The organism is Streptomyces lichenis (assembly GCF_023218175.1).
In the GTDB taxonomy this organism is placed as follows: domain Bacteria; phylum Actinomycetota; class Actinomycetes; order Streptomycetales; family Streptomycetaceae; genus Streptomyces; species Streptomyces lichenis.
The window spans coordinates 182,975-203,895 of the sequence record NZ_JALPTH010000003.1 but is presented as its reverse complement, the minus strand read 5'-3'; the positions used below and the strand labels follow the sequence as shown (position 1 = coordinate 203,895).

Annotated in this window: 17 protein-coding genes and 1 tRNA gene; 15 read left to right on the top strand and 3 right to left on the bottom strand. The window is 74.1% G+C overall.

Going from position 1 to position 20,921, the window contains the following annotated elements:
- The first annotated feature begins 2 nt into the window (after positions 1-2).
- The 6 genes from M1O15_RS04575 (at position 3) to M1O15_RS04550 (ending at position 8,826) form a co-directional block, all read left to right on the top strand.
- Complete coding sequence (locus M1O15_RS04575; protein WP_248631863.1) at positions 3-944, top strand: carbohydrate ABC transporter permease; 942 nt, start codon at positions 3-5, stop codon at positions 942-944.
- A 17-nt stretch (positions 945-961) separates the two neighbouring features.
- Complete coding sequence (locus M1O15_RS04570) at positions 962-1,813, top strand: carbohydrate ABC transporter permease (protein ID WP_248631862.1); 852 nt, start codon at positions 962-964, stop codon at positions 1,811-1,813.
- A gap of 34 nt (positions 1,814-1,847) precedes the next feature.
- On the top strand, positions 1,848-3,596 hold the full coding sequence (locus M1O15_RS04565; RefSeq protein WP_248631861.1) for a beta-N-acetylhexosaminidase: 1,749 nt from the start codon (positions 1,848-1,850) through the stop codon (positions 3,594-3,596).
- 279 nt (positions 3,597-3,875) lie between these two features.
- Positions 3,876-4,751 (top strand): FAD binding domain-containing protein, encoded by an 876-nt coding sequence (locus M1O15_RS04560; protein ID WP_248631860.1) that lies wholly within the window; start codon positions 3,876-3,878, stop codon positions 4,749-4,751.
- Between the two features lie 359 nt (positions 4,752-5,110).
- On the top strand, positions 5,111-6,511 hold the full coding sequence (locus M1O15_RS04555; protein ID WP_248631997.1) for a (2Fe-2S)-binding protein: 1,401 nt from the start codon (positions 5,111-5,113) through the stop codon (positions 6,509-6,511).
- Entirely contained in the window at positions 6,508-8,826 is a 2,319-nt protein-coding gene (locus M1O15_RS04550; RefSeq protein WP_248631859.1) for a xanthine dehydrogenase family protein molybdopterin-binding subunit, read from the top strand. Before M1O15_RS04555 ends, M1O15_RS04550 begins: the two co-directional genes overlap by 4 nt.
- A gap of 78 nt (positions 8,827-8,904) precedes the next feature.
- Here M1O15_RS04550 and M1O15_RS04545 read toward each other — a convergent pair.
- A tRNA-Cys gene (locus M1O15_RS04545) sits at positions 8,905-8,976 on the bottom strand.
- A 195-nt stretch (positions 8,977-9,171) separates the two neighbouring features.
- Between M1O15_RS04545 and M1O15_RS04540 the strand changes: the two genes are divergently transcribed.
- The 6 genes from M1O15_RS04540 (at position 9,172) to M1O15_RS04515 (ending at position 15,002) form a co-directional block, all read left to right on the top strand.
- On the top strand, positions 9,172-10,623 hold the full coding sequence (locus tag M1O15_RS04540) for an MFS transporter (protein ID WP_248631858.1): 1,452 nt from the start codon (positions 9,172-9,174) through the stop codon (positions 10,621-10,623).
- 32 nt (positions 10,624-10,655) lie between these two features.
- Positions 10,656-10,853, top strand: coding sequence for a plasmid mobilization protein (locus M1O15_RS04535; protein WP_248631857.1), 198 nt, complete (start codon positions 10,656-10,658; stop codon positions 10,851-10,853).
- Complete coding sequence (locus tag M1O15_RS04530) at positions 10,850-11,224, top strand: type II toxin-antitoxin system death-on-curing family toxin (RefSeq protein ID WP_248631856.1); 375 nt, start codon at positions 10,850-10,852, stop codon at positions 11,222-11,224. The genes M1O15_RS04535 and M1O15_RS04530 overlap by 4 nt, the downstream gene beginning before the upstream one ends.
- 162 nt (positions 11,225-11,386) lie before the next feature.
- Positions 11,387-13,177 carry a DEAD/DEAH box helicase gene (locus tag M1O15_RS04525; protein WP_248631855.1) on the top strand — a complete coding sequence of 597 codons (1,791 nt, stop codon included), beginning with the start codon at positions 11,387-11,389 and terminating at the stop codon, positions 13,175-13,177.
- Positions 13,178-13,460: 283 nt separating this feature from the next.
- Positions 13,461-14,102, top strand: a complete 642-nt coding sequence (locus tag M1O15_RS04520; RefSeq protein WP_105868698.1) for an IclR family transcriptional regulator — start codon at positions 13,461-13,463, stop codon at positions 14,100-14,102.
- Between the two features lie 84 nt (positions 14,103-14,186).
- Positions 14,187-15,002: a S16 family serine protease gene (locus M1O15_RS04515; protein ID WP_248631854.1), complete on the top strand. Its 816-nt coding sequence runs from the start codon at positions 14,187-14,189 to the stop codon at positions 15,000-15,002.
- Between the two features lie 59 nt (positions 15,003-15,061).
- On the opposite strand, the gene M1O15_RS04510 is transcribed toward M1O15_RS04515, so the two are convergent.
- Positions 15,062-15,529: an Lrp/AsnC family transcriptional regulator gene (locus tag M1O15_RS04510; protein WP_248631853.1), complete on the bottom strand. Its 468-nt coding sequence runs from the start codon at positions 15,527-15,529 to the stop codon at positions 15,062-15,064.
- A gap of 121 nt (positions 15,530-15,650) precedes the next feature.
- Between M1O15_RS04510 and hppD the strand changes: the two genes are divergently transcribed.
- Positions 15,651-16,796: a 4-hydroxyphenylpyruvate dioxygenase gene (hppD, locus tag M1O15_RS04505; protein WP_248631852.1), complete on the top strand. Its 1,146-nt coding sequence runs from the start codon at positions 15,651-15,653 to the stop codon at positions 16,794-16,796.
- Positions 16,797-16,947: 151 nt separating this feature from the next.
- Here the strand turns inward: hppD and M1O15_RS04500 are convergent, their stop codons facing one another.
- Positions 16,948-18,447, bottom strand: coding sequence for a tetratricopeptide repeat protein (locus M1O15_RS04500; protein WP_248631851.1), 1,500 nt, complete (start codon positions 18,445-18,447; stop codon positions 16,948-16,950).
- A gap of 98 nt (positions 18,448-18,545) precedes the next feature.
- On the opposite strand from M1O15_RS04500, the gene M1O15_RS04495 reads away from it, so the two are divergent.
- Complete coding sequence (locus M1O15_RS04495) at positions 18,546-19,913, top strand: FAD-binding oxidoreductase (RefSeq protein ID WP_248631996.1); 1,368 nt, start codon at positions 18,546-18,548, stop codon at positions 19,911-19,913.
- A gap of 58 nt (positions 19,914-19,971) precedes the next feature.
- Positions 19,972-20,838, top strand: a complete 867-nt coding sequence (locus M1O15_RS04490) for an MOSC domain-containing protein (RefSeq protein WP_248631850.1) — start codon at positions 19,972-19,974, stop codon at positions 20,836-20,838.
- Positions 20,839-20,921: the final 83 nt, after the last annotated feature.

Genomic DNA, 20,921 nt, shown 5'->3' with positions numbered 1-20,921 from the left:
CCATGGCCGACCGCACCCACCGCCCGCGCCCCGGCCGGGCGGGCTCCCGGAACGGGGGCTGGACGCCGTGGCTGTATCTCGCGCCCGCCCTCGCCGTCCTCGCCGCGCTGCTGGTGTACCCGATCTACCAGCTCGGACTGATCTCCTTCCTGGAGTACACCCAGGAACAGGTCAGCGGCGGGAAACCGACCTCCTTCCAGGGCCTCGGCAACTACCAGGCGCTCTTCGCGGACGAGCAGTTCCGGCAGGTGCTGCTGGCCACCGTGGTCTTCGCCGCCGCCTGTGTGCTGGCCACCCTCGCGGTCGGCTGCGCGCTGGCCGTCCTGCTGACCCGGATACGGGCGCTGCCCCGGCTGGCGCTGATGCTCGCCGCGCTCGGCGCCTGGGCCACACCCGCCGTCACCGGGTCCACCGTCTGGGTGTTCCTCTTCGACCCGGACCACGGCCCGGTCAACCGGCTGCTCGGGCTGGGCGACTTCTCCTGGACCTACGGCCGCTACAGCGCCTTCGCCCTGGTGCTGCTGGAGGTGGTGTGGTGCTCGTTCCCGTTCGTGATGGTCACCGTCTACGCGGGCATCCGGGCCATCCCCACCGAGGTGCTGGAGGCGGCGGCGCTGGACGGGGCCTCCCAGTGGCGGATCTGGCGGTCGGTCACCGCGCCGATGCTCCGGCCGATCCTGCTGGTCGTCACCATCCAGTCGATCATCTGGGACTTCAAGGTCTTCACCCAGATCTATGTGATGACGGGCGGCGGCGGGATCGCCGGGCAGAACCTCGTCCTCAACGTCTACGCCTACCAGAAGGCCTTCGCCTCCTCGCAGTACAGCCTCGGCTCCGCCATCGGGGTCGTGATGCTGCTGATCCTCCTCGCCGTCACGCTGCTCTACCTGCGGCTGCTGCGCCGGGGAGCCGACCGCGACGGCCGACCGGGAGAAGCGCTGTGAACCACCCGAGGAGCACGGTGAGCACCTTCCGGAGGACGTTCCGGATCCGGCGGCCCTGGCGGCTGGCCGCCGAGGCGACCGCCCTGCTGATCGCCGCCGCGGTCGCCTTCCCGCTCTACTGGATGCTGCTGTCGGCGCTGAAGCCCGCCGGGGAGGTCCAGTCGACCAGCCCCCGCCCCTGGACCCTCGACCCCACCCTGGACTCCTTCCGGCGGGTCCTCACCCAGCAGGACTTCGGCCGCTACTTCCTCAACAGCCTGCTGGTGGCCGGGTCGGTGGTGCTCGCCTCCGCGCTGATCGCCTTCCTGGCGGCCACCGCGGTCACCCGCTTCCGGTTCCGCTTCCGCACCACGCTGCTGATCATGTTCCTGGTGGCGCAGATGGTGCCGGTCGAGGCGCTGACCATCCCGCTGTTCTTCCTGATGCGGGACCTCGGCCAGCTCAACACCCTGGGCGCGCTGATCCTGCCGCATCTGGCCTTCTCCCTCCCGTTCGCCATCTGGATGCTGCGCGGCTTCGTCAAGGCCGTCCCCGAGGCGCTGGAGGAGGCCGCCTATCTGGACGGGGCCAGCCGCTCCCGCTTCCTCTGGCAGATCCTCTTCCCGCTGGTCTTCCCCGGGCTGGTCGCCACCAGCGTGTTCTCCTTCATCTCCACCTGGAACGACTTCCTGTTCGCGAAGTCGTTCATCATCAGCGACACCTCCCAGTCGACCCTGCCGATGGCACTGCTGGTCTTCTTCAAGCCGGACGAGAACGACTGGGGCGGCATCATGGCCGCCTCGACCCTGATGACCGTCCCGGTGCTGGTCTTCTTCGTCCTGGTGCAGCGCCGCCTGGTCTCCGGGCTCGGCGGCGCCGTCAAGGACTGACCCTGACTCCCTCTCGCCGTAAGGATTTCCGTCCATGGACGACCACCGACCCGGCCCCGACGCCGACTCCCTGACCGGCCATCTCCTCATCCCCGCCCCCACCGCCGCCCACTTCCCCGGCGGGACAGGCACCGGCGCGGTCGTCCTCGGCCCGGACACCGCCCTGGACGCGGGCCCCGGCACCGAGGTGGCGGCCCGCTGGCTGCGTACGGTGGTCGGCCCCGCCACCGGTCTGGACCTCCTCCCGCCCGCGGCGGCGGAAGGGCAGGTCACCGTCGCTCTCCGGGTCAGCGAGGAGGTGACGGAGCGCCATGGGCCCGAGGGCTACCGGCTCTCCGTCGACGGCGCCCGGGCCGGGGCCGCCGTGCTGATCGAGGGCGGCGGGCCCGCCGGGGTGTTCTGGGGCGCCCAGACACTCCGCCAGCTGCTCGGCCCGGCCGCGTACCGCCGGGTGCCCCTGACGCCGGCCGGACCGGACGGGCACCGCTGGACGCTGCCCGCGGCCACCGTGGAGGACGGCCCGCGCTTCCGCTGGCGCGGAATGATGCTGGACGTGGCCCGCCACTTCCTGCCCAAGGACGACGTGCTGCGCTACCTCGACCTGCTGGCCGCGCACAAACTGAACGTGCTGCACCTCCATCTCACCGACGACCAGGGCTGGCGGATCGAGATCCGGCGCCACCCGCGGCTCACCGAGACCGGCGCCTGGCGCGCCCGCACCAAGCTCGGCCACCGGGCCTCACCGCTGTGGACGGAGACGCCACACGGCGGCCACTACACCCAGGACGACATCCGGGAGATCGTCGCCTACGCGGCCGAACGGCATATCACCGTCGTCCCCGAGATCGACATCCCGGGCCACTCGCAGGCCGCCATCGCCGCGTACCCCGAACTCGGCAACACCGATGTCATCGACACGACCTCCCTTACCGTCTGGGACACCTGGGGCATCAGTCAGAACGTACTCGCCCCCACTGACAGCACCCTCCGGTTCTACGAGGAGGTGCTGGAGGAGGTGCTCGCCCTCTTCCCGTCCCCCTTCGTCCACCTCGGCGGCGACGAGTGCCCCAAGGACCAGTGGCGGGCCTCCCCGGCCGCCCAGGCCCGGATCGCCGAGCTGGGGCTGTCCGGTGAGGACGGGCTCCAGTCCTGGTTCCTGCGCCACTTCGACCGCTGGCTTGCCGAGCGCGGCCGCCGGCTGGTCGGCTGGGACGAGATCCTGGAGGGCGGCAGCCTGAGCGCGGAGGCGGACGGCGGGTCAGGACGCCTCACCCCGGGGGCGATGGTCTCCTCCTGGCGCGGTTACGGGGGCGGGGTCGCCGCCGCGGAGGCCGGGCACGACGTGGTGATGTGCCCTGAGCAGCAGGTGTACCTGGACCACCGTCAGGACGCCGGCGAGGACGAGCCCGTGCCGATCGGCTACGTCCGCACCCTGGCCGACGTCTACCGCTTTGACCCGGTGCCGCCCGGGCTCTCCCCGGCCGCGGCCGCCCATGTCGTCGGCGCCCAGGCCAATGTGTGGACCGAGGCCATGGACAGCCGGGCCCGGGTCGACTACCAGGTCTTCCCCCGGCTCGCCGCCTTCGCGGAGGTCGTCTGGTCCACCGGGCTGCCCGCCCCCGCCGACCGCGACCCGGCCGGTTTCGCCCACCGGCTCGGCGCCCACTACGCGCGGCTGGACGCGCTGGGGGTCGACTACCGGCCACCCGCCGGCCCCCGCCCCTGGCAGCGCCGCCCCGGCGTCCTCGGCCGCCCGCTGGAGGGACCACCGCCGACCCGCTGACCCCCGCCGCCACCGCTTCGGCGTCACCCTCGACCGCTCGAACACGTCGTACAAGGTCGCCGGGAAGTGGCAATACGACGGAGTCGGAAGTGCCCTGTCAAATCCGGCCATCTCGCAGGTCATCGGACGTCCGGGACGGATCCTCCCTTCGCGGACCTGCGCACCGGGCGGCCCGGAGAATGTGCCAGAGTTGCCACGTCCCGGCTGTGAGCACGTACGGTACGGCCAGCACAGGCGGGACGGCCGGTACAGCCGGGACACCGGGAAGGGGCAGCTGGGTTGACCACGCACGCATCGCGGGCGGCGCAGTCCGTGACGCTGCCGGGCACGCTCGACGAGGCAGTGGCGGCGCTCACCGCCATGCCCGCCGCCGTACCCGTCGCGGGCGGTACGGACCTGATGGCCGCCGTCAACAAGGGCCTGCTGCGTCCCGCCGGACTGGTCGGCCTGGGCCGGATCAACGAGATCCGCGGCTGGCAGTACCAGGACGGCCACGCCCTGCTCGGCGCCGGGCTCACCCACGCCCGGATGGGCCGCCCCGACTTCGCCGCCCTGATCCCCGCGCTCGCCGCCGCGGCCCGCGCCGCCGGTCCGCCGCAGATCCGCAACGCGGGCACCCTCGGCGGCAACATCGCCGGCGCCGCGCCCACCGGGGACGCGCTGCCGGTGCTGGCCGCGCTGGAGGCCGACCTGGTGGTCGCCGGACCCGGCGGCCGCCGCGAGATCCCGGTCACCCACCTCCTCGCGGGCCGCGAACTGCTCGCCCCCGGTGAGCTGATCGGCTTCGTCCGGGTGCCGCTGCTGCACGCCCCGCAGGTGTTCCTCAAGGCCACCGGCCGCACCGGCCCCGGCCGGGCCACCGCCTCCGCCGCCGTGGTGCTGGACCCGGCCCGGCGCGGGGTGCGCTGCGCGGTGGGCGCCATCGCCCCGATGCCGCTGCGCCCGCTGGAGGCCGAGGACTGGATCTCCCGCCGGATCGACTGGGACGGCGACCGCGGGGTGGCCCCCGAGGCGCTGACCGCCTTCGGCGAGTACGTGGCGGCCGCCTGCGTCCCGGACGCCCCGGGCGGCGAGCCGCTGCCGCCCGCCGTACTGCACCTGCGGCGCACGGTCGCCGCACTGGCCCGAAGGGCACTGGGGAGGGCGTTGTCGTGAGCAACGGCGACTACGACGGCTACGAGGGCTACGAGGGCCGCACCGGCCGCGAGGGCGGCCCCCACGGCCACGAGGAGTACGGCACCGGTGCGCACGGCGCCGACCGGACCGGCCCCGACGGGCACCCGGCCGAGGAGTACGGCTCCGAGGGGTACGGGGGCGCGGAGCAGGGCCCCCACGGGGGCGGCTCCCACGACGGCGGTTCCTACGGCAACGGCTCCTACGGCGGTGGCTCCTACGGCTACCCGGCCGCCGGAGGGTACGCGGCCCAGCCGTACGGCACCCCGGCCTACGGCACGCCCACCTACGGCTCCGCACCCGGCTCCACCCCGGCCTACGGCACCGAGACCTACGGGGCGGTGGACTTCGGCGCCGGGGACGGCGGCTGGCAGCCGGTCCCGCAGGGCGAGTACGACGCGGACGCCACCGCCTTCGTGCAGCTCCCGCCCGAGGGCGTCGAGGGCGCCCCGCTGGAGGCGCCCGGCCACGGCTACGTACCGCCGGAGATCCCGGACCGGTCCGGGCACGGCGACTGGCAGTCCGGCGACCCGGACACCACCGCCCAGTGGAGCCTCCCGCCCGACCCCGGCCACGGTCACCAGGGCGGGCCCGGTGAGGCCGCGCCCTCCGAGCTGACCGGTCAGTGGACCATCCCGCTCGCCCCGGGCGACCTGCCCGAGGAGTCGGGCGAGTACGCGGTGACGGCCACCTCCTCCTGGACGGCCTCCGCCTGGATGAGCGGCAACCCCCCGGCCACCCTGCCGGGCGGTGCCCCCGCCCCCTGGGCCACCGAACCGGCGCCCGCCGCCGAGGCCGCGCCGGACCCCGCCGAGGAGGCGCCCGGCGCCCAGGACACGGCCGAGCCCGTACCCGTACCGGAGGAGCCGGAGCCCGACCCCGTACCGGACCCCGCTCCCGTACCGGACGCGGCTGCCGCGCCCGACCCCGAGCCGGAACCGGTCGCCGAGGCCGCACCGGCCGCCGAGCCCGAAGCCGTACCCGCTTCCGAGCCCGAACCGGTTGTCGAGCCCGAGGCCGCCGCCGAGCCCGAGCCCGTACTCGCGCCCGCGCCCGCGCCCGAAGCCGTACCCGCGTCCGCCGAAGGTGCCGCGCCCGCCGAGGGCCCCGTGGCCGCCGGGGAGGAGCACCCGCACATCTCCTATCTCCTGCGGGTCAACGGCACCGACCGCCCGGTCAGCGACGCCTGGATCGGCGAGTCGCTGCTCTACGTCCTGCGTGAGCGGCTGGGTCTGGCCGGGGCCAAGGACGGCTGCTCGCAGGGCGAGTGCGGGGCGTGCAACGTCCAGGTGGACGGGCGGCTGGTGGCCTCCTGCCTGGTGCCCGCGGCCACCGCCGCCGGGAGCGAGGTCACCACCGTCGAGGGGCTGGCCGAGAACGGCGAACCCTCCGACGTGCAGCGGGCCTTGGCCCGGTGCGGGGCCGTGCAGTGCGGCTTCTGCATCCCCGGGATGGCGATGACCGTGCACGACCTGCTGGAGGGCAACCACGCCCCCAGCGAGCTGGAGACCCGCAAGGCGCTGTGCGGCAACCTCTGCCGCTGCTCCGGCTACCGGGGCGTCCTGGACGCCGTACGGGAGGTCGTCGCCGAACGCGGGGCGAGCGCCGCCGCCGCGGCCGAGGCGGCCGAGGCCGAGCGCGCCGCCCGTACCGCCCCGGACGGCGGCCGGCCCGGTGACGGGCCGCCGCAGCCGCGGATCCCGCACCAGATTCCCCATCCGCACGACGGAGGCACGGCGTGAGCAACGACGCGGCCACCGCCATCCCGGCGGTCGACTCCATCCAGGGCGCCCGGCCGGACGCCCCCGTGCACGGGATCGGCGCCTCGCTGCCGTCCGCCGACGCGCCCGCCAAGGCGGCCGGGACCTTCCCCTACGCCGCCGACCTGTGGGCCGAGGGGCTGCTGTGGGCGGCGCTGCTGCGCTCCCCGCACCCGCACGCCCGGATCCTCTCCGTGGACACCTCCGCAGCCGCCGCGATGCCCGGGGTGCGGGCCGTGGTCACCCACACCGACGTGCCCGGCGACCCCTCGTACGGCCGCAAGGTCGCCGACCGGCCGGTGTTCGCCCGCGAGCTGGTCCGCCACCACGGGGAGGCGATCGCCGCGGTCGCCGCCGACCACCCGGACACCGCCCGGCTGGCCGCCGCCGCCATCGCCGTCGAGTACGAGGTGCTGGAGCCGGTCACCGACCCGGAGAAGGCCTTCGCCGCCGAACCGCTGCACCCCGACGGCAACCTGATCCGGCACATCCCGCTGCGCTACGGCGACCCGGACGCGCACGGCGAGGTCGTCGTCGAGGGGCTGTACCGGATCGGCCGCCAGGACCCGGCCCCCATCGGCGCCGAGGCCGGTCTCGCCGTCCCGCGCCCGGACGGCGGGGTCGACCTGTACACCGCCTCCACCGACCCGCACACCGACCGCGACCTGGCCGCCGCCTGCTTCGGGCTCGCTTCCGACCAGGTCAAGATCGTGGTCACCGGGGTGCCCGGGGCCACCGGGGACCGCGAGGACCCCGGTTTCCAGATCCCGCTGGGGCTGCTCGCGCTGCGCACCGGCTGCCCGGTGAAGCTGGCCGCCACCCGCGAGGAGTCCTTCCTCGGCCACGCCCACCGCCACCCCACCCTGCTGCGCTACCGCCACCACGCCGACCCCGAGGGCAACCTGGTCAAGGTGGAGGCGCAGATCCTGCTGGACGCCGGGGCGTACGCGGACGACTCGGCCGAGTCGCTGGCCGCCGCCGTCTCCTTCGCCTGCGGCCCGTACGTCGTCCCGCACGCCTTCGTCGAGGGCTGGGCGGTGCGCACCAACAACCCGCCCTCCGGGCACGTACGGGGCGAGGGCGCCCTCCAGGTGTGCGCCGCCTACGAGGCGCAGATGGACAAGCTGGCGCTCAAACTGGGCGTGGACCCGGCTGAGTTGCGGCTGCGCAACGCCCTGGCCACCGGCGACATCCTGCCCACCGGCCAGACTGTGACCTGCCCCGCCCCGGTCGCCGAGCTGCTGCGCGCCGTCCGCGACGCGCCCCTGCCCGCGCTGCCCCGGGACACCCCCGAGGACGACTGGCTGCTGCCCGGCGGACCCGAGGGCGCCGGTGAACCGGGCGCGGTGCGCCGGGGCGTCGGCTACGCGCTCGGCATGGTCCACATGCTCGGCGCGGAGGGCACCGACGAGGTGTCCACCGCCACCGTGAAGGTGCACGACGGCCGGGCCACCGTCATCTGCGCGGCGGTGGAGACCGGGCAGGGCTTCACCACCCTGGCCCGGCAGATCGTCCAGGAGACCCTGGGCATCGACGAGGTGCAGGTGGCGCCGGTCGACACCGACCAGCCGCCGTCCGGGGCCGCCGCGCACGGCCGGCACACCTGGGTGTCCGGCGGGGCGGTGGAGCGGGCCGCCAAGATGGTCCGCACCCAGCTGCTCCAGCCGCTGGCCCACAAGTTCGGGATGTCCACCGAGCTGCTCCAGATCACCGACGGCAAGATCACCTCCTATGACGGGGTGCTCTCCACCACCGTGATGGAGGCGATGGACGGCAAGGAGCTGTGGGCCACCGCCCAGTGCCGCCCGCACCCCACCGAGCCGCTGGACGGCGCCGGTCAGGGCGACGCCTTCGTGGGCCTGGCCTTCTGCGCGATCCGCGCGGTGGTGGACGTGGACGTCGAGCTGGGCTCCATCCGGGTGGTGGAGATGGCGGTCGCCCAGGACGTGGGCCGGGTGCTCAACCCGGCGCAGCTGGCCACCCGGATCGAGGCCGGGGTCACCATGGGCATCGGCGCCGCGCTCACCGAGAACCTGCGCACCCCGCGCGGCCTGGTCCGCCACCCGGACCTCACCGGCTATCCGCTGCCCACCGCGCTGGACGCCCCCGAGGTGCGGATCGTGAAGCTGGTCGAGGAGCGGGACGTGGTCGCCCCCTTCGGCGCCAAGCCCGCGAGCGCGGTCCCGGTGGTCACCTCGCCCGCCGCGGTGGCCGCCGCCGTGCGCGCCGCCACCGGCCGCCCGGTCAACCGCCTCCCCATCCGCCCCCAGGCCGCGGTGGCGGCGTCGCGGGCGTAGGTGTCCGGGGCACGGCGAAAGGGCGCGGACCCCCTCCCGCGGGTCCGCGCCCTTCCCTGTGCCATCCCTGTGCCATCGAGACCGTGACCGGATTCGAACCGGTGTAACTTGAGTTGCAGTCAAGCCCCTGAACCACTCGGGCACACGGTCCTGTCCTTCTCGACTCCACGACCGTAGGACAGCACCCCGGCCTCCCTCAACGCCCCCGGCCCGCCCGCAACACGACTGCCACACGCCGTTCACGGTCGCCGGTCCGGCCGTCGCCCGGTCGTACGTCCAAGGGACCAGCCACCGTCCGCCTCCCGACAGGGGCAGAACGCCGTTGCGGCCCTTACGCTGACGGTCATGGCCGCAACCGATCACCGCCCCGGCACCGCTCCCCATCCCCCCGACACCGGCGAGGGGAGTGTGCTGGACCGGGCCCATCGGGCGCTGAGCCTCGGCACCGTCTCCGTGGTGCTGCTGATCGCCTTCGAGGCGACCGCGGTCGGCACCGCGATGCCGGTGGCGGCGCGCGAGCTGGACGGCATCCCGCTGTACGCGTTCGCCTTCTCCGCGTACTTCACCACCAGCCTGTTCGCCATGGTGCTGTCCGGGCAGTGGTCCGACCGCTCCGGGCCGCTGGCGCCGCTGGCGACCGGGATCAGCGCGTTCGGGGCGGGGCTGCTGCTGTCCGGTACGGCCGGGGCGATGTGGGTGTTCATCCTCGGCCGGGCGGTGCAGGGGCTGGGCGGCGGGCTGGTGATCGTCGCCCTGTACGTGGTGGTGAGCCGCGCCTACGCCGAGCGGCTGCGGCCCGCGATCATGGCGGCGTTCGCGGCGAGCTGGGTGGTGCCCTCGGTGGTCGGGCCGCTGATCGCCGGGACGGTCACCGAACGGCTGGGCTGGCGCTGGGTGTTCGCCGGCATCCCGGTCCTGGTGGTGCTCCCGCTGGCGCTCGCGCTGCCCGCGATCCGGCGCACCGCCGCCGGTCCGGCCGACCCCGCCGCCCCGGCCCCCTTCGACCGGCGCCGCATCCGCCTCGCCCTCGCCATCTCGTTGGGCGCCGGGCTGGTCCAGTACGCGGGCCAGGAGCTGCGCCCGCTGTCGGCGCTGTTCGCCCTCGCGGGCGCCGCGCTGCTCGTCCCGGCCGCGCTCGGCCTCCTGCCCGCCGGCACCTTCCGCGTCGCCCGCGGCCTGCCCTCCGTCGTCCTGCTGCGCGGCATCGCCGCCGGCTCCTTCATCGCCGCCGAGTCCTTCATCCCCCTGATGCTGGTCACCCAGCGCGGGCTGAGCCCCACCACGGCCGGGCTCTCCCTGGCGGTGGGCGGCGTCACCTGGGCGTTCGGATCCTGGCTCCAGTCCCGGCCCCGGGTGGAGCCGTACCGGGAGCGGCTGGTCGTCCTCGGCATGCTGCTGGTCGCCGCCGCGATCCTCGCCGCCCCCAGTGTGCTGATCCCCTCCGTCCCGGTCTGGACCGTCGCGGTGGCCTGGGGCTTCGGCTGCCTCGGCATGGGCCTGGTGATCGCCTCCACCAGCGTGCTGCTGCTGAAGCTGTCCGCGCCGCACGAGGCGGGCACCAACTCGGCCGCGCTCCAGATCTCCGACGGCCTGTCCAACGTCCTCCTCCTCACCGTCGGCGGCGCCGCCTTCGCCGCCCTCGGCGGCCGCCTCCTCGCCGACGCCCACCCCTCGGCCACCGCCGCCGCCTCCGCCTCCCACCCGGCCGCCTTCGCCGCGGTCTTCCTCCCCATGGCGGCGGTCGCCCTGGTGGGAAGCTGGGTGGCGACGCGGCTGCGCACGCCCTCCGGGCGGTGACACCGTGTGGTACCACGCAGTACCGTGAGGTCATGGCTGGTCTGAACGTGAGGTTCACCGAGGAAGAGCTCGACGCCCTGCGAGAGCGCGCGGAGGCGGAGGGCCGCAGCATGCAGGCGTTCGCCCACGACGCCGTCATGCGCGCCATCAACGAGCATTCCCGCCTGTTCAACGAGGCGGCGGATCATGTGCTCAGGGTCAGCGAGGAGCTGAACCGGAGGCTGGCGTGACGCACTACCTGACCCTGCCCGAGCTGCTCAAGCTGGCCGAACGGCTCGGGCAGGCCGAGGTGCGCGACTACGGGCTGCTCGACTCCGCGCTCGCCCGGCCCCAGTCCAGCGTGTTCGGCCAGGACGCCCACCCGGACATCCGGCAGAAGGCGGCCGCCCTGATGGAGTCGGTGGCACGGAACCACGCCATGGTCGACGGCAACAAGCGGCTGGCCTGGTACTCGACCTGGGTCTTCCTGCAGATGAACGGCCATACCCTCGACGCCGCGTTCAGCGTGGACGAGGCCGAGCAGTTCGTGCTGGACGTGGCCCAGGGGCAACTGGACGTGCCCAAGATCGCCACCCAGCTGCCCCGGTTCGCGGCCAACTGACGAGTGGGCGAGGCGGGGCGGGGGCCCGTAGCCCCCGCCCTGTGACCCATCTCCCATCCGCCCGCCCCTTCGCGGCGTGAGCCCGAGCGGCGGGCGGGCCACCGGTAGGGTGGCCCGGTTGTCGTACGTAACGCCGTGACCGAGGGGCAGCGCCGTCAGACCGTGACCACCACCGCCACCGCCTCCCACCACCTCTCGCCCGCCTTCCCCGGCCGCGCCCCCTGGGGCACCGCCAGCAAGCTCCGTGCCTGGCAGCAGGGCGCCATGGACCGCTACCTCCAGGAGCAGCCCCGCGACTTCCTCGCGGTGGCCACCCCCGGCGCCGGGAAGACCACCTTCGCGCTGACGCTGGCCTCCTGGCTGCTCCACCACCACGTGGTGCAGCAGGTCACCGTGGTCGCGCCCACCGAGCACCTGAAGAAGCAGTGGGCCGCCGCCGCCGCGCGGATAGGGATCAAGCTGGACCCGGACTACAGCGCGGGCCCGCTCAGCAAGGAGTACCACGGCGTCGCGATCACCTACGCGGGTGTCGGCGTGCGCCCCATGCTGCACCGCAACCGCAGCGAGCAGCGCAAGACCCTGGTCATCCTGGACGAGATCCACCACGCCGGTGACTCCAAGTCCTGGGGCGAGGCCTGCCTGGAGGCGTTCGAGCCGGCCACCCGCCGCCTCGCGCTCACCGGCACCCCGTTCCGCTCGGACACCAACCCCATCCCCTTCGTCACCTACGAGGAGGGCAACGACGGCATCCGGCGCTCGTCCGCCGACTACACCTACGGCTACGGCAACGCGCTGGGCGACGGCGTCGTCCGCCCGGTGATCTTCCTCAGCTACAGCGGCAACATGCGCTGGCGCACCAAGGCCGGCGACGAGGTCGCCGCCCGGCTCGGCGAGCCGATGACCAAGGACGCCGTCTCCCAGGCCTGGCGCACCGCGCTGGACCCGCGCGGCGACTGGATGCCCAAGGTGCTGCGCGCCGCCGACACCCGGCTCACCGAGGTCAGGAAGGCCATCCCGGACGCCGGCGGCCTGGTCATCGCCTCCGACCAGGACTCGGCCCGCGCCTACGCCAAGCTGATCCGCGAGATCACCGGTTCCAGGGCCACCGTGGTGCTCTCCGACGACGCCGGCGCCTCCAAGCGGATCGACGAGTTCAGCGAGGGCGACGACCGCTGGATGGTGGCGGTCCGGATGGTGTCCGAGGGCGTGGACGTCCCCCGCCTCGCCGTCGGCGTCTACGCCACCACCATCTCCACCCCGCTCTTCTTCGCCCAGGCCGTGGGCCGCTTCGTGCGCTCCCGCCGCCGGGGCGAGACCGCCTCCGTCTTCCTCCCCACCATCCCCAACCTGCTCACCTTCGCCAACGAGATGGAGGTGGAACGGGACCACGCCCTCGACAAGCCGAGGAAGGAGGGCGAGGAGGACCCGTACGCCGAGTCCGAGAAGGAGATGGAGGAGGCCAACAAGCAGGAGGACGAGGACACCGGCGAGCAGGACGCGCTGCCCTTCGAGGCGCTGGAGTCCGACGCGGTCTTCGACCGGGTCCTCTACGACGGCGCCGAGTTCGGTATGCAGGCCCACCCCGGCAGCGAGGAGGAGCAGGACTACCTCGGCATCCCCGGCCTGCTCGAACCGGACCAGGTGAACCTGCTGCTGCAGAAGCGCCAGGCCCGGCAGATCGCGCACAGCCGGCAGAAGCCCGCCGAGGACGCCGACCTGCTCGAACTGCCCGCCGAACGGCGCCCGGTGGTCTCCCACAAGGAACTCCTCGAACTGCGCAAGCAGCTGAACACCATGGTCAGCGCCTACGTCCACCAGTCCGGCAAGCCGCACGGCGTGATCCACACCGAGCTGCGCCGGGTCTGCGGCGGCCCGCCCAGCGCCGAGGCCACCGCCGGGCAGATCCGCGAGCGGATCAAGAAGGTGCAGGAGTGGGCCACCCGTATGCGCTGACGCGCGAGGGTGATCGGTGAGGGGTACGAAACGGTCGGGTCCGGGCGTTCGCGCCCGGATTCTGGACGAGGTCTTCCGCTGAGCGGAGTGGCTCGCTACATTCCCGCCAATCGCAAAGAAACGCCCCGTGGCAGCGCCGCCGCGGAGCGCAGCCGGTGCGCCATGGCCTGCCGGCGGCCTCTCCGTGCGTCGCCGATGGGACCGGTGCCGCTCCCGGATCGCCGGCAGCCGTGCCGGCGCACCGGGGGAGTGTCCGCCGCCACTCACCCGAAGAGAGGGCGTCGTGACCGCGGAGACCTCCCAGACGCTCGACCGGGGACTGCGTGTCCTCAAGCTGCTCGCCGACACCGACCACGGGCTGACCGTCACCGAGTTGTCCAACCGGCTCGGGGTCAACCGGACCGTCGTCTACCGGCTGCTCGCCACCCTGGAGCAGCACGCCCTGGTCCGCCGCGACCTCGGCGGCCGCGCCAGGGTCGGCCTCGGGGTGCTGCGCCTGGGCCGCCAGGTGCACCCGCTGGTCCGGGAGGCCGCGCTGCCCGCGCTGCGCGCCCTCGCCGAGGACATAGGGGCCACCGCGCACCTCACCCTGGTCGACGGGGCCGACGCCCTCGCCGTCGCGGTGGTCGAGCCGACCTGGACCGACTACCACGTGGCCTACCGGGCCGGCTTCCGCCACCCGCTGGACCGCGGGGCCGCCGGGCGGGCCATCCTCGCCGCCCGCCAGGCCCTCCCCGACGACCCCGGCTACACCCTCACCCACGGCGAACTGGAGGCCGGCGCGAGCGGCGCCGCCGCCCCGCTGCTCGGGGTCACCGGGGTCGAGGGCAGCGTCGGCGTGGTGATGCTCGCCGACGCCGTACCCGAGCGCGTCGGCCCCCGGGTCATGGACGCCGCCCGCGAGGTCGCCGACGCCCTGCGCTGACCGCCGGATCGGACCGGACCGGCTTCCGGCCCACGGTGCCGGGCACCGTCCCCGCCCCGCCCCCGCGGTCGGTAGATTGACCCCGTGTCCTCCTGGTTCTCCCGCCTGCCCCGCTCCCGCGCGCTCGCCCTGTGCGCCCTGCCCGTCGCGGCGCTGCTCGCCGTCGCCGGGACGGCACCGCTGCCCTACACGGTGGCGCAGCCCGGTTCGACCAGCGATGTGCTCGGGGAGCACCAGGGGGAGCCGGTGATCACCGTCTCCGGCACCCCGGTGCGCCGCACCGGCGGCAAGCTGCTGATGACCACCATCCTGGCCACCGGGCCCGACGCGGACGTGGACCTCGGGGACGTGGTGGACGGCTGGTTCCGCACCGACCGGGCCGTCCTGCCCAAGGCCTCGGTCTACCCGCCCGGGCAGACGGTCAAGGAGATCGAGAAGCGCAACCTCGGTCAGATGGCCCAGTCCCAGAACAGTGCCGTCAGCGCCGCCCTCGGCTATCTGAAGGACTCCGAGCAGCCGCCCGAGGACCCGGACCGGATCAAGGTCGACCTCCGGCTCGCCGACGTCGGCGGCCCGAGCGCCGGGCTGTTTTTCGCCCTCGGCATCGTGGACAAGATCCGCGGCGATGGCTCGGGCGGCGACCTCACCGGTGGCCGCACCATCGCCGGCACCGGGACGGTCGACGAGAACGGCGAGGTCGGCCCGGTCGGCGGGGTCTCGCTCAAGACCCAGGCCGCCCACCGCGACGGCGCCACGGTCTTCCTCGTCCCCCAGGCCGAGTGCGGCGAGGCCGAGGCCGAACTGCCCGCCGGGATGCGCCTCATCCCGGTCGACTCGGTCGCCCACGCGGTGAACTCCCTGACGGACCTGGCCCACGGCAAGGCGGTCCCGAGCTGCTGACGGGGCGGAGGGGGCCGTACCCGGCACGGTGGCGCCCCCGGCCGCCACCCACCCGCGGCCTACTCGCCCGAAGCCTGCTCGACCAGCGGGATGATCCGCAGCGGCACCGCGTTCTCCATCACGATCGCGGTGGACGCCCGCACGATCCCGGCGAAGCCCACCACCTTGTCGATCACCCGCTGGAGATCCGCGTTGGAGCGGGCGACCAGCCGGCAGAGCATGTCCCCGGTGCCGGTCGTGGTGTGCAGCTCCAGCACCTCCGGGACGCCGGCCAGGTGCTCGCGGATGTCCGCGCCCTGGCCCTGCTTGATCTCCAGCGTGGCGAAGGCGGTCACCGGATAGCCGAGCGCCGCCGGGTCCACGTCCGGGCCGAATCCGCGGATCACGCCCTGCGACTGGAGCCGGTCCAGCCGCGCCTGCACCGTGCCGCGCGCCACGCCCAGCCGCCGGGAGGCTTCCAGGACGCCGATACGCGGTTCACGGGCCAGCAGCACGATGAGCCGGCCGTCCAGATGATCGATCGCCATGTCCGTCTCCCGGTGGTCATCGTGTACGGAAAGTGCGCCCATGGTGCCTCCCGACTGTGCACATTGACCAGTGAATGCGCGAACTATTGCGCACCTTGTGGAACGGCGAGAACCTGCCGACATGACAGAGACCCTTTCCTCCACGCCCTCCACCGCACGGCAGGCCGACCCGTTCCCGGTGAAGGGGATGGACGCGGTCGTCTTCGCCGTCGGCAACGCCAAGCAGGCCGCCCACTACTACTCCACGGCCTTCGGCATGAAGCTCGTCGCCTACTCCGGTCCGGAGAACGGCAGCCGCGAGACCGCCAGCTACGTCCTGACCAACGGCGCGGCCCGGTTCGTCTTCACCTCCGTCATCAAGGCCTCCACCGACCGGGGCCGCTTCCTCGCCGAGCACGTCGCCGCGCACGGCGACGGTGTGGTGGACCTCGCCATCGAGGTCCCCGACGCCCGCAAGGCGTACGCCTACGCCGTCGAGCAGGGCGCCACCGGGATCACCGAGCCGCACGAGGTCAAGGACGAGCACGGCACCGTCGTCCTCGCCGCCATCGCCACCTACGGCAAGACCCGGCACACCCTGGTCGAGCGCTCCGGCTACGACGGCCCGTACCTGCCCGGCTTCGTCGCGGCCGACCCGATCGTGGAGCCGCCGGCCAAGCGCACCTTCCAGGCCATCGACCACTGCGTGGGCAATGTCGAGCTCGGCCGGATGAACGAGTGGGTCGGCTTCTACAACAAGGTCATGGGCTTCACCAACATGAAGGAGTTCGTGGGCGACGACATCGCCACCGAGTACTCCGCGCTCATGTCCAAGGTCGTCGCGGACGGCACCCTCAAGGTGAAGTTCCCGATCAACGAGCCGGCGATCGCGAAGAAGAAGTCGCAGATCGACGAGTACCTGGAGTTCTACGGCGAGGCCGGCGTCCAGCACATCGCGCTGGCCACCAACGACATCGTCGCCACGGTGCGCAGCATGCGGGCGGCGGGTGTGCAGTTCCTGGACACCCCCGACTCGTACTACGACACCCTCGGCGAGTGGGCCGGCGAGACCCGCGTCCCGGTGGAGATCCTGCGCGAGCTGAAGATCCTGGTCGACCGCGACGAGGACGGCTATCTGCTGCAGATCTTCACCAAGCCGGTCCAGGACCGTCCGACCGTCTTCTTCGAGATGATCGAGCGCCACGGCTCCATGGGCTTCGGCAAGGGCAACTTCAAGGCCCTGTTCGAGGCCATCGAGCGCGAGCAGGAGAAGCGCGGCAACCTCTGATCTCCCCCCCAGGGGATCCACCGTCCGGCGGGTGCGCCCAATGACGTGCGCACCCGCCGGACGCGTGTACGAGGCGGGGAACCGACGGGGTGGCCGCGGCCGCACGGGGGGCGCGGCCACCCCTCCGCCGTGCCGGGACGCCCGCCCCCTGCTACTCCCTGGCCTTCTTCGCGGGCCGGGGGCCTTTCGGCTTGGCCTTCGGGACGCCGGGGCTCTGCGGCACCTCTGATCCGTACACGTCCTTCGGGCCGCCCTCGGCCGGTTCGCCCAGCTCCTCCAGGGCCTGCCGGGCCGCCGGGGCGCCCAGAGGCGAGAAGGACGGGTTGATCCGCAGCGCCTCGGTCAGATGGCGGCGGGCCGGGCCCGCGAGGCCCAGCGCCTGCTCGATCATGCCCCGGTGGTACACCGGCAGCGCGTTGCGCGGGCCCTGCTCATGCGCCCGCCGGGCGTACGGCAGGGCGTCCCGCGCCCGGTCCGCCCGCAGCAGCGCCCAGCCCAGCGCGTCGGCGACCTGCGGTGAACGGTGCCGCCGCACCCACCAGCGTTCCATCAGCGCCTCCACCGCCTCCTCCGCACCTCCGTGGTCGGCCTGCCAGCGGGCCAGGACCAGTGCCCCGTCCACCCCGTGGGCGGCCCGTTCCGCCACCTTCGCCCGCAGCAGCTCCCCGTACTCCCGGGCCGCCTCCTGATCACCCAGGGCCTCCGCCGCCTCGGCCGCCGCCAGGGCGTACCCGGGCAGCGGACGGGCCTGAAGCGCCGCCGCGTACCCGCGCAGCGCCTCCTCGCCCCGGCCGAGCGCGGCCAGCGCCCGGGCCCGCCCCGCCAGTGCGGCGGCCCGCCCGGTGGCCTCCGCCTTCGGGGCGGCCCGCAGTGCCTCGTCGTACGCGCCCAGCGCGTCCGCCGGTTCGCCGCGCTCGAAGGCCAGCTCACCCACCCGGGTCAGCGCGGCCGACCGCTCCAGCGGGGAGGCGGTCAGCGCCACCGCGTCGAACGCCGCCGCCGAGGCGTCCTCCCGCCAGGCACGCTGCCAGTACGCCTCGGCGGCCCGCCCCATCCCGGCCGCCGCGTGCGGGGCCAGCTCCCGCAGCCGCTCCACCGCCTTGGCGGCCGAGGCGCTGTCGCCCAGCCCGGTGTAGGCGTCCGCCAGCACCGCCTGCGCCCGCCACCCCTCCGGCGCCGCCTTCGCCGCCGCCTCACCCCACCTCCGGGCCGCCGCCCAGTCCCCGCGCGCCGCCGCCAGCGCGCCCATCCCCGTCTGCCCGGCCGCGTTCCCCCGCGCCGCCGGCCGCAGCGCCAGCGAACGCCGTAGCGCTCCCTCCGCCTTCCCGTACGCGGCCGGGTCCCCGGCCTCCAGATACGCCGTGCCCAGCTCCGCCCACACCGCCTCGTCCTTCGGATGGGCCCGCAGCCAGCGCTCCCGGTCGGCGACCAGCGCGGCCAGTCGCGCCTCCGGCACCCGCGCCCCGGCCCGTAGCGCCGTCTCCGCCCGTACCACCGCCGTCGCACCACCGGCCCCCGCCGCCGGCGGCCGCCCCACCCCCTCCAGGAGGCCTCCCGGCCCCGGCCACGGTACGAAGATCAGCGCGGCGACCAGCGCCACCGCGCCCGCCCCGGCGCCCAGCACGACCCGACACACCCGTTCCGGCTTCATCCCGCCACTGTGCGGGCCGCCCTCCATGTGCTCCGGGCCGCCCGACCGGCCCCGCCCACGGGTTCACACCGATGGCCCCGGAGTGCCAGGCTGGAGCCGTGGACGAGCTCCTGAACCGGCTGCGCGCCGGTCTCCCGGCCGATGCCCTGATCACCGACCCGGACGTCACCGTCTCCTACGCCCACGACGCGGCGAGCTTCTGCGAGGCGGGCGCCCCGGCCGTGGTCGCCCTGCCGCGCACGGTGGAGGAGGTGCAGCACATCATGCGGACCGCGACCGCCCTGCGCGTCCCGGTCGTCCCCCAGGGCGCCCGCACCGGCCTGTCCGGCGGCGCCAACGCCTCCGAGGGCTGTGTGGTGCTCTCCCTCATCCGCATGGACCGCATCCTGGAGATCAACCCGGTGGACCGGGTCGCCGTGGTCGAACCGGGCGTGATCAACGCGGTCCTCTCCCGGGCCGTCGCCGAGCAGGGCCTCTACTACCCGCCGGACCCCTCCAGCTGGGAGATGTGCACCATCGGCGGCAACATCGGCACCGCGTCCGGCGGGCTGTGCTGCGTGAAGTACGGGGTCACCGCGGAGTACGTGCTCGGCCTGGACGTCGTCCTCGCCGACGGCCGCCTCCTCACCACCGGCCGCCGCACCGCCAAGGGGGTCGCCGGCTACGACCTCACCCGCCTCTTCGTCGGCTCCGAGGGCACCCTCGGCATCGTCGTCCGCGCCACCCTCGCCCTGCGCCCCAAGCCACCCCAGCAGCTCGTCCTGGCCGCCGAGTTCCCCTCCGCCACCGCCGCCTGCGACGCCGTCTGCGCCATCATGGAGCGCGGCCACACCCCCTCCCTCCTCGAACTCATGGACCGCACCACCCTCCACGCGGTCAACCGCCTCGGCAACATGGGCCTGCCCGAGTCCACCGAAGCGCTCCTCCTCGCCGCCTTCGACACCCCCGACCCGGCCGCCGACCTCGCCACCGTCGGCGACCTCTGCACCGCCTCCGGGGCCACCCAGGTCGTCCCCGCCGAGGACGCCGCCGAGTCCGAACTCCTCCTCCAGGCCCGCCGGATGTCCCTTACCGCGCTGGAGGCGGTCAAGTCCGCCACGATGATCGACGACGTCTGCGTACCCCGCTCCCGGCTCGCCGCCATGCTCGACGGCACCGCCGCCATCGCCACCAAGTACGAACTGACCATCGGCGTCTGCGTCCACGCCGGGGACGGCAACACCCACCCCGTGGTCTGCTTCGACCAGCAGGACCCCGACGAGTCCCGCCGCGCCCGCGAGTCCTTCGACGCGATCATGGCCCTCGGCCTGGAACTGGGCGGCACCATCACCGGCGAACACGGCGTCGGCGTGCTGAAGAAGGAGTGGCTGGCCCGTGAACTGGGCCCGGTCGGCGTGGAGTTGCAGCGCTCCATCCGTACCGCCTTCGACCCCCTCGGCATCCTCAACCCCGGCAAGCTCTTCTGACCCCCAGCCGTTCATCCACATGATCTAGGCTGGCCGGCGGCCGAAGGAGGGCGCCGACATGGCCGACGTGATCGACCTGATCTGCTACCCGATCAAGGGCTGCGCCGGTACCTCGCTGCCGGACGCCCTGCTCACCCCGGCCGGCCTGGCCCACGACCGGGCCTTCATGGTCACCGACGAGGACGGCGTCTTCCGCACCCAGCGCCGCCACCCCCGCCTCGCCCTGGTCCGCCCCGCCGTCACCCCCGACGGCAGCCGCCTCACCCTCGCCCCCACCGACCCGGCCGACGGGCACGGGCCCCTGACCCTCGACATCACCACCACCGCGCCCCGCCGCCCCGTCGACCTCTTCGGCGAGCCCTTCCAGGGCATCGACCAGGGCGAGGAGGCGGCCGCCTGGTTCTCGGACCTCCTCTCCGCCCCCAGCCGCCTGGTCCGCGTCCCGCCCGAGCACGACCGGATCGCCGACGGCGTCACCCCCGGCCCCTCCGGCTACGCCGACAGCAGCGCCGTCCACCTCATCTCCCGCGCCTCCCTCACCGAGCTCAACCACCGCATGGCCGAACGCGGCGCCCCACCCCTGCCCATGGACCGCTTCCGCCCCAACATCGTCCTCGACTCCCGCGACCCCGCCGACTGGGCCGCCACCCCCCACGCCGAGGACCACGCCCGCCGCCTCACCATCGGCGAGACCGACCTCGGCTTCGCCAAACTCGCGGTGCGCTGCGCCGTCACCCTGGTCGACCAGGACGCCGGCACCCGCCAGGGCCCCGAACCCCTGCGCACCCTCGCCACCTACCGCCGCGCGGCCACCGGCGGCGTCATCTTCGGCACCAAGTTCTCCGTCCTCCGCCCCGGCAAGCTCTCCGTCGGCGACGCGGTGGCCGTCCAGGCCTGGAGCGAGGACACCGGCCTCCGGCCCTGATCCCCCTCCGCCACGGTGTCACGCCCGGCATGATCCGCTCCAGCGCGTACCCGCCCTTCTCGGCGACCCGGCACGAGGCGACG

What these genes read in the sequence shown, in the direction of transcription:
- M1O15_RS04540 (WP_248631858.1), top strand. Translation starts at nt 9,172, where the DNA reads ATGGCCGCAACCGATCACCGCCCCGGCACCGCTCCCCATCCCCCCGAC.
- M1O15_RS04575 (WP_248631863.1), top strand. Translation starts at nt 3, where the DNA reads ATGGCCGACCGCACCCACCGCCCGCGCCCCGGCCGGGCGGGCTCCCGG.
- M1O15_RS04500 (WP_248631851.1), bottom strand. Translation starts at nt 18,447, where the DNA reads ATGAAGCCGGAACGGGTGTGTCGGGTCGTGCTGGGCGCCGGGGCGGGC.
- M1O15_RS04535 (WP_248631857.1), top strand. Translation starts at nt 10,656, where the DNA reads ATGGCTGGTCTGAACGTGAGGTTCACCGAGGAAGAGCTCGACGCCCTG.
- M1O15_RS04490 (WP_248631850.1), top strand. Translation starts at nt 19,972, where the DNA reads ATGGCCGACGTGATCGACCTGATCTGCTACCCGATCAAGGGCTGCGCC.
- M1O15_RS04565 (WP_248631861.1), top strand. Translation starts at nt 1,848, where the DNA reads ATGGACGACCACCGACCCGGCCCCGACGCCGACTCCCTGACCGGCCAT.
- M1O15_RS04510 (WP_248631853.1), bottom strand. Translation starts at nt 15,529, where the DNA reads ATGGCGATCGATCATCTGGACGGCCGGCTCATCGTGCTGCTGGCCCGT.
- hppD (WP_248631852.1), top strand. Translation starts at nt 15,651, where the DNA reads ATGACAGAGACCCTTTCCTCCACGCCCTCCACCGCACGGCAGGCCGAC.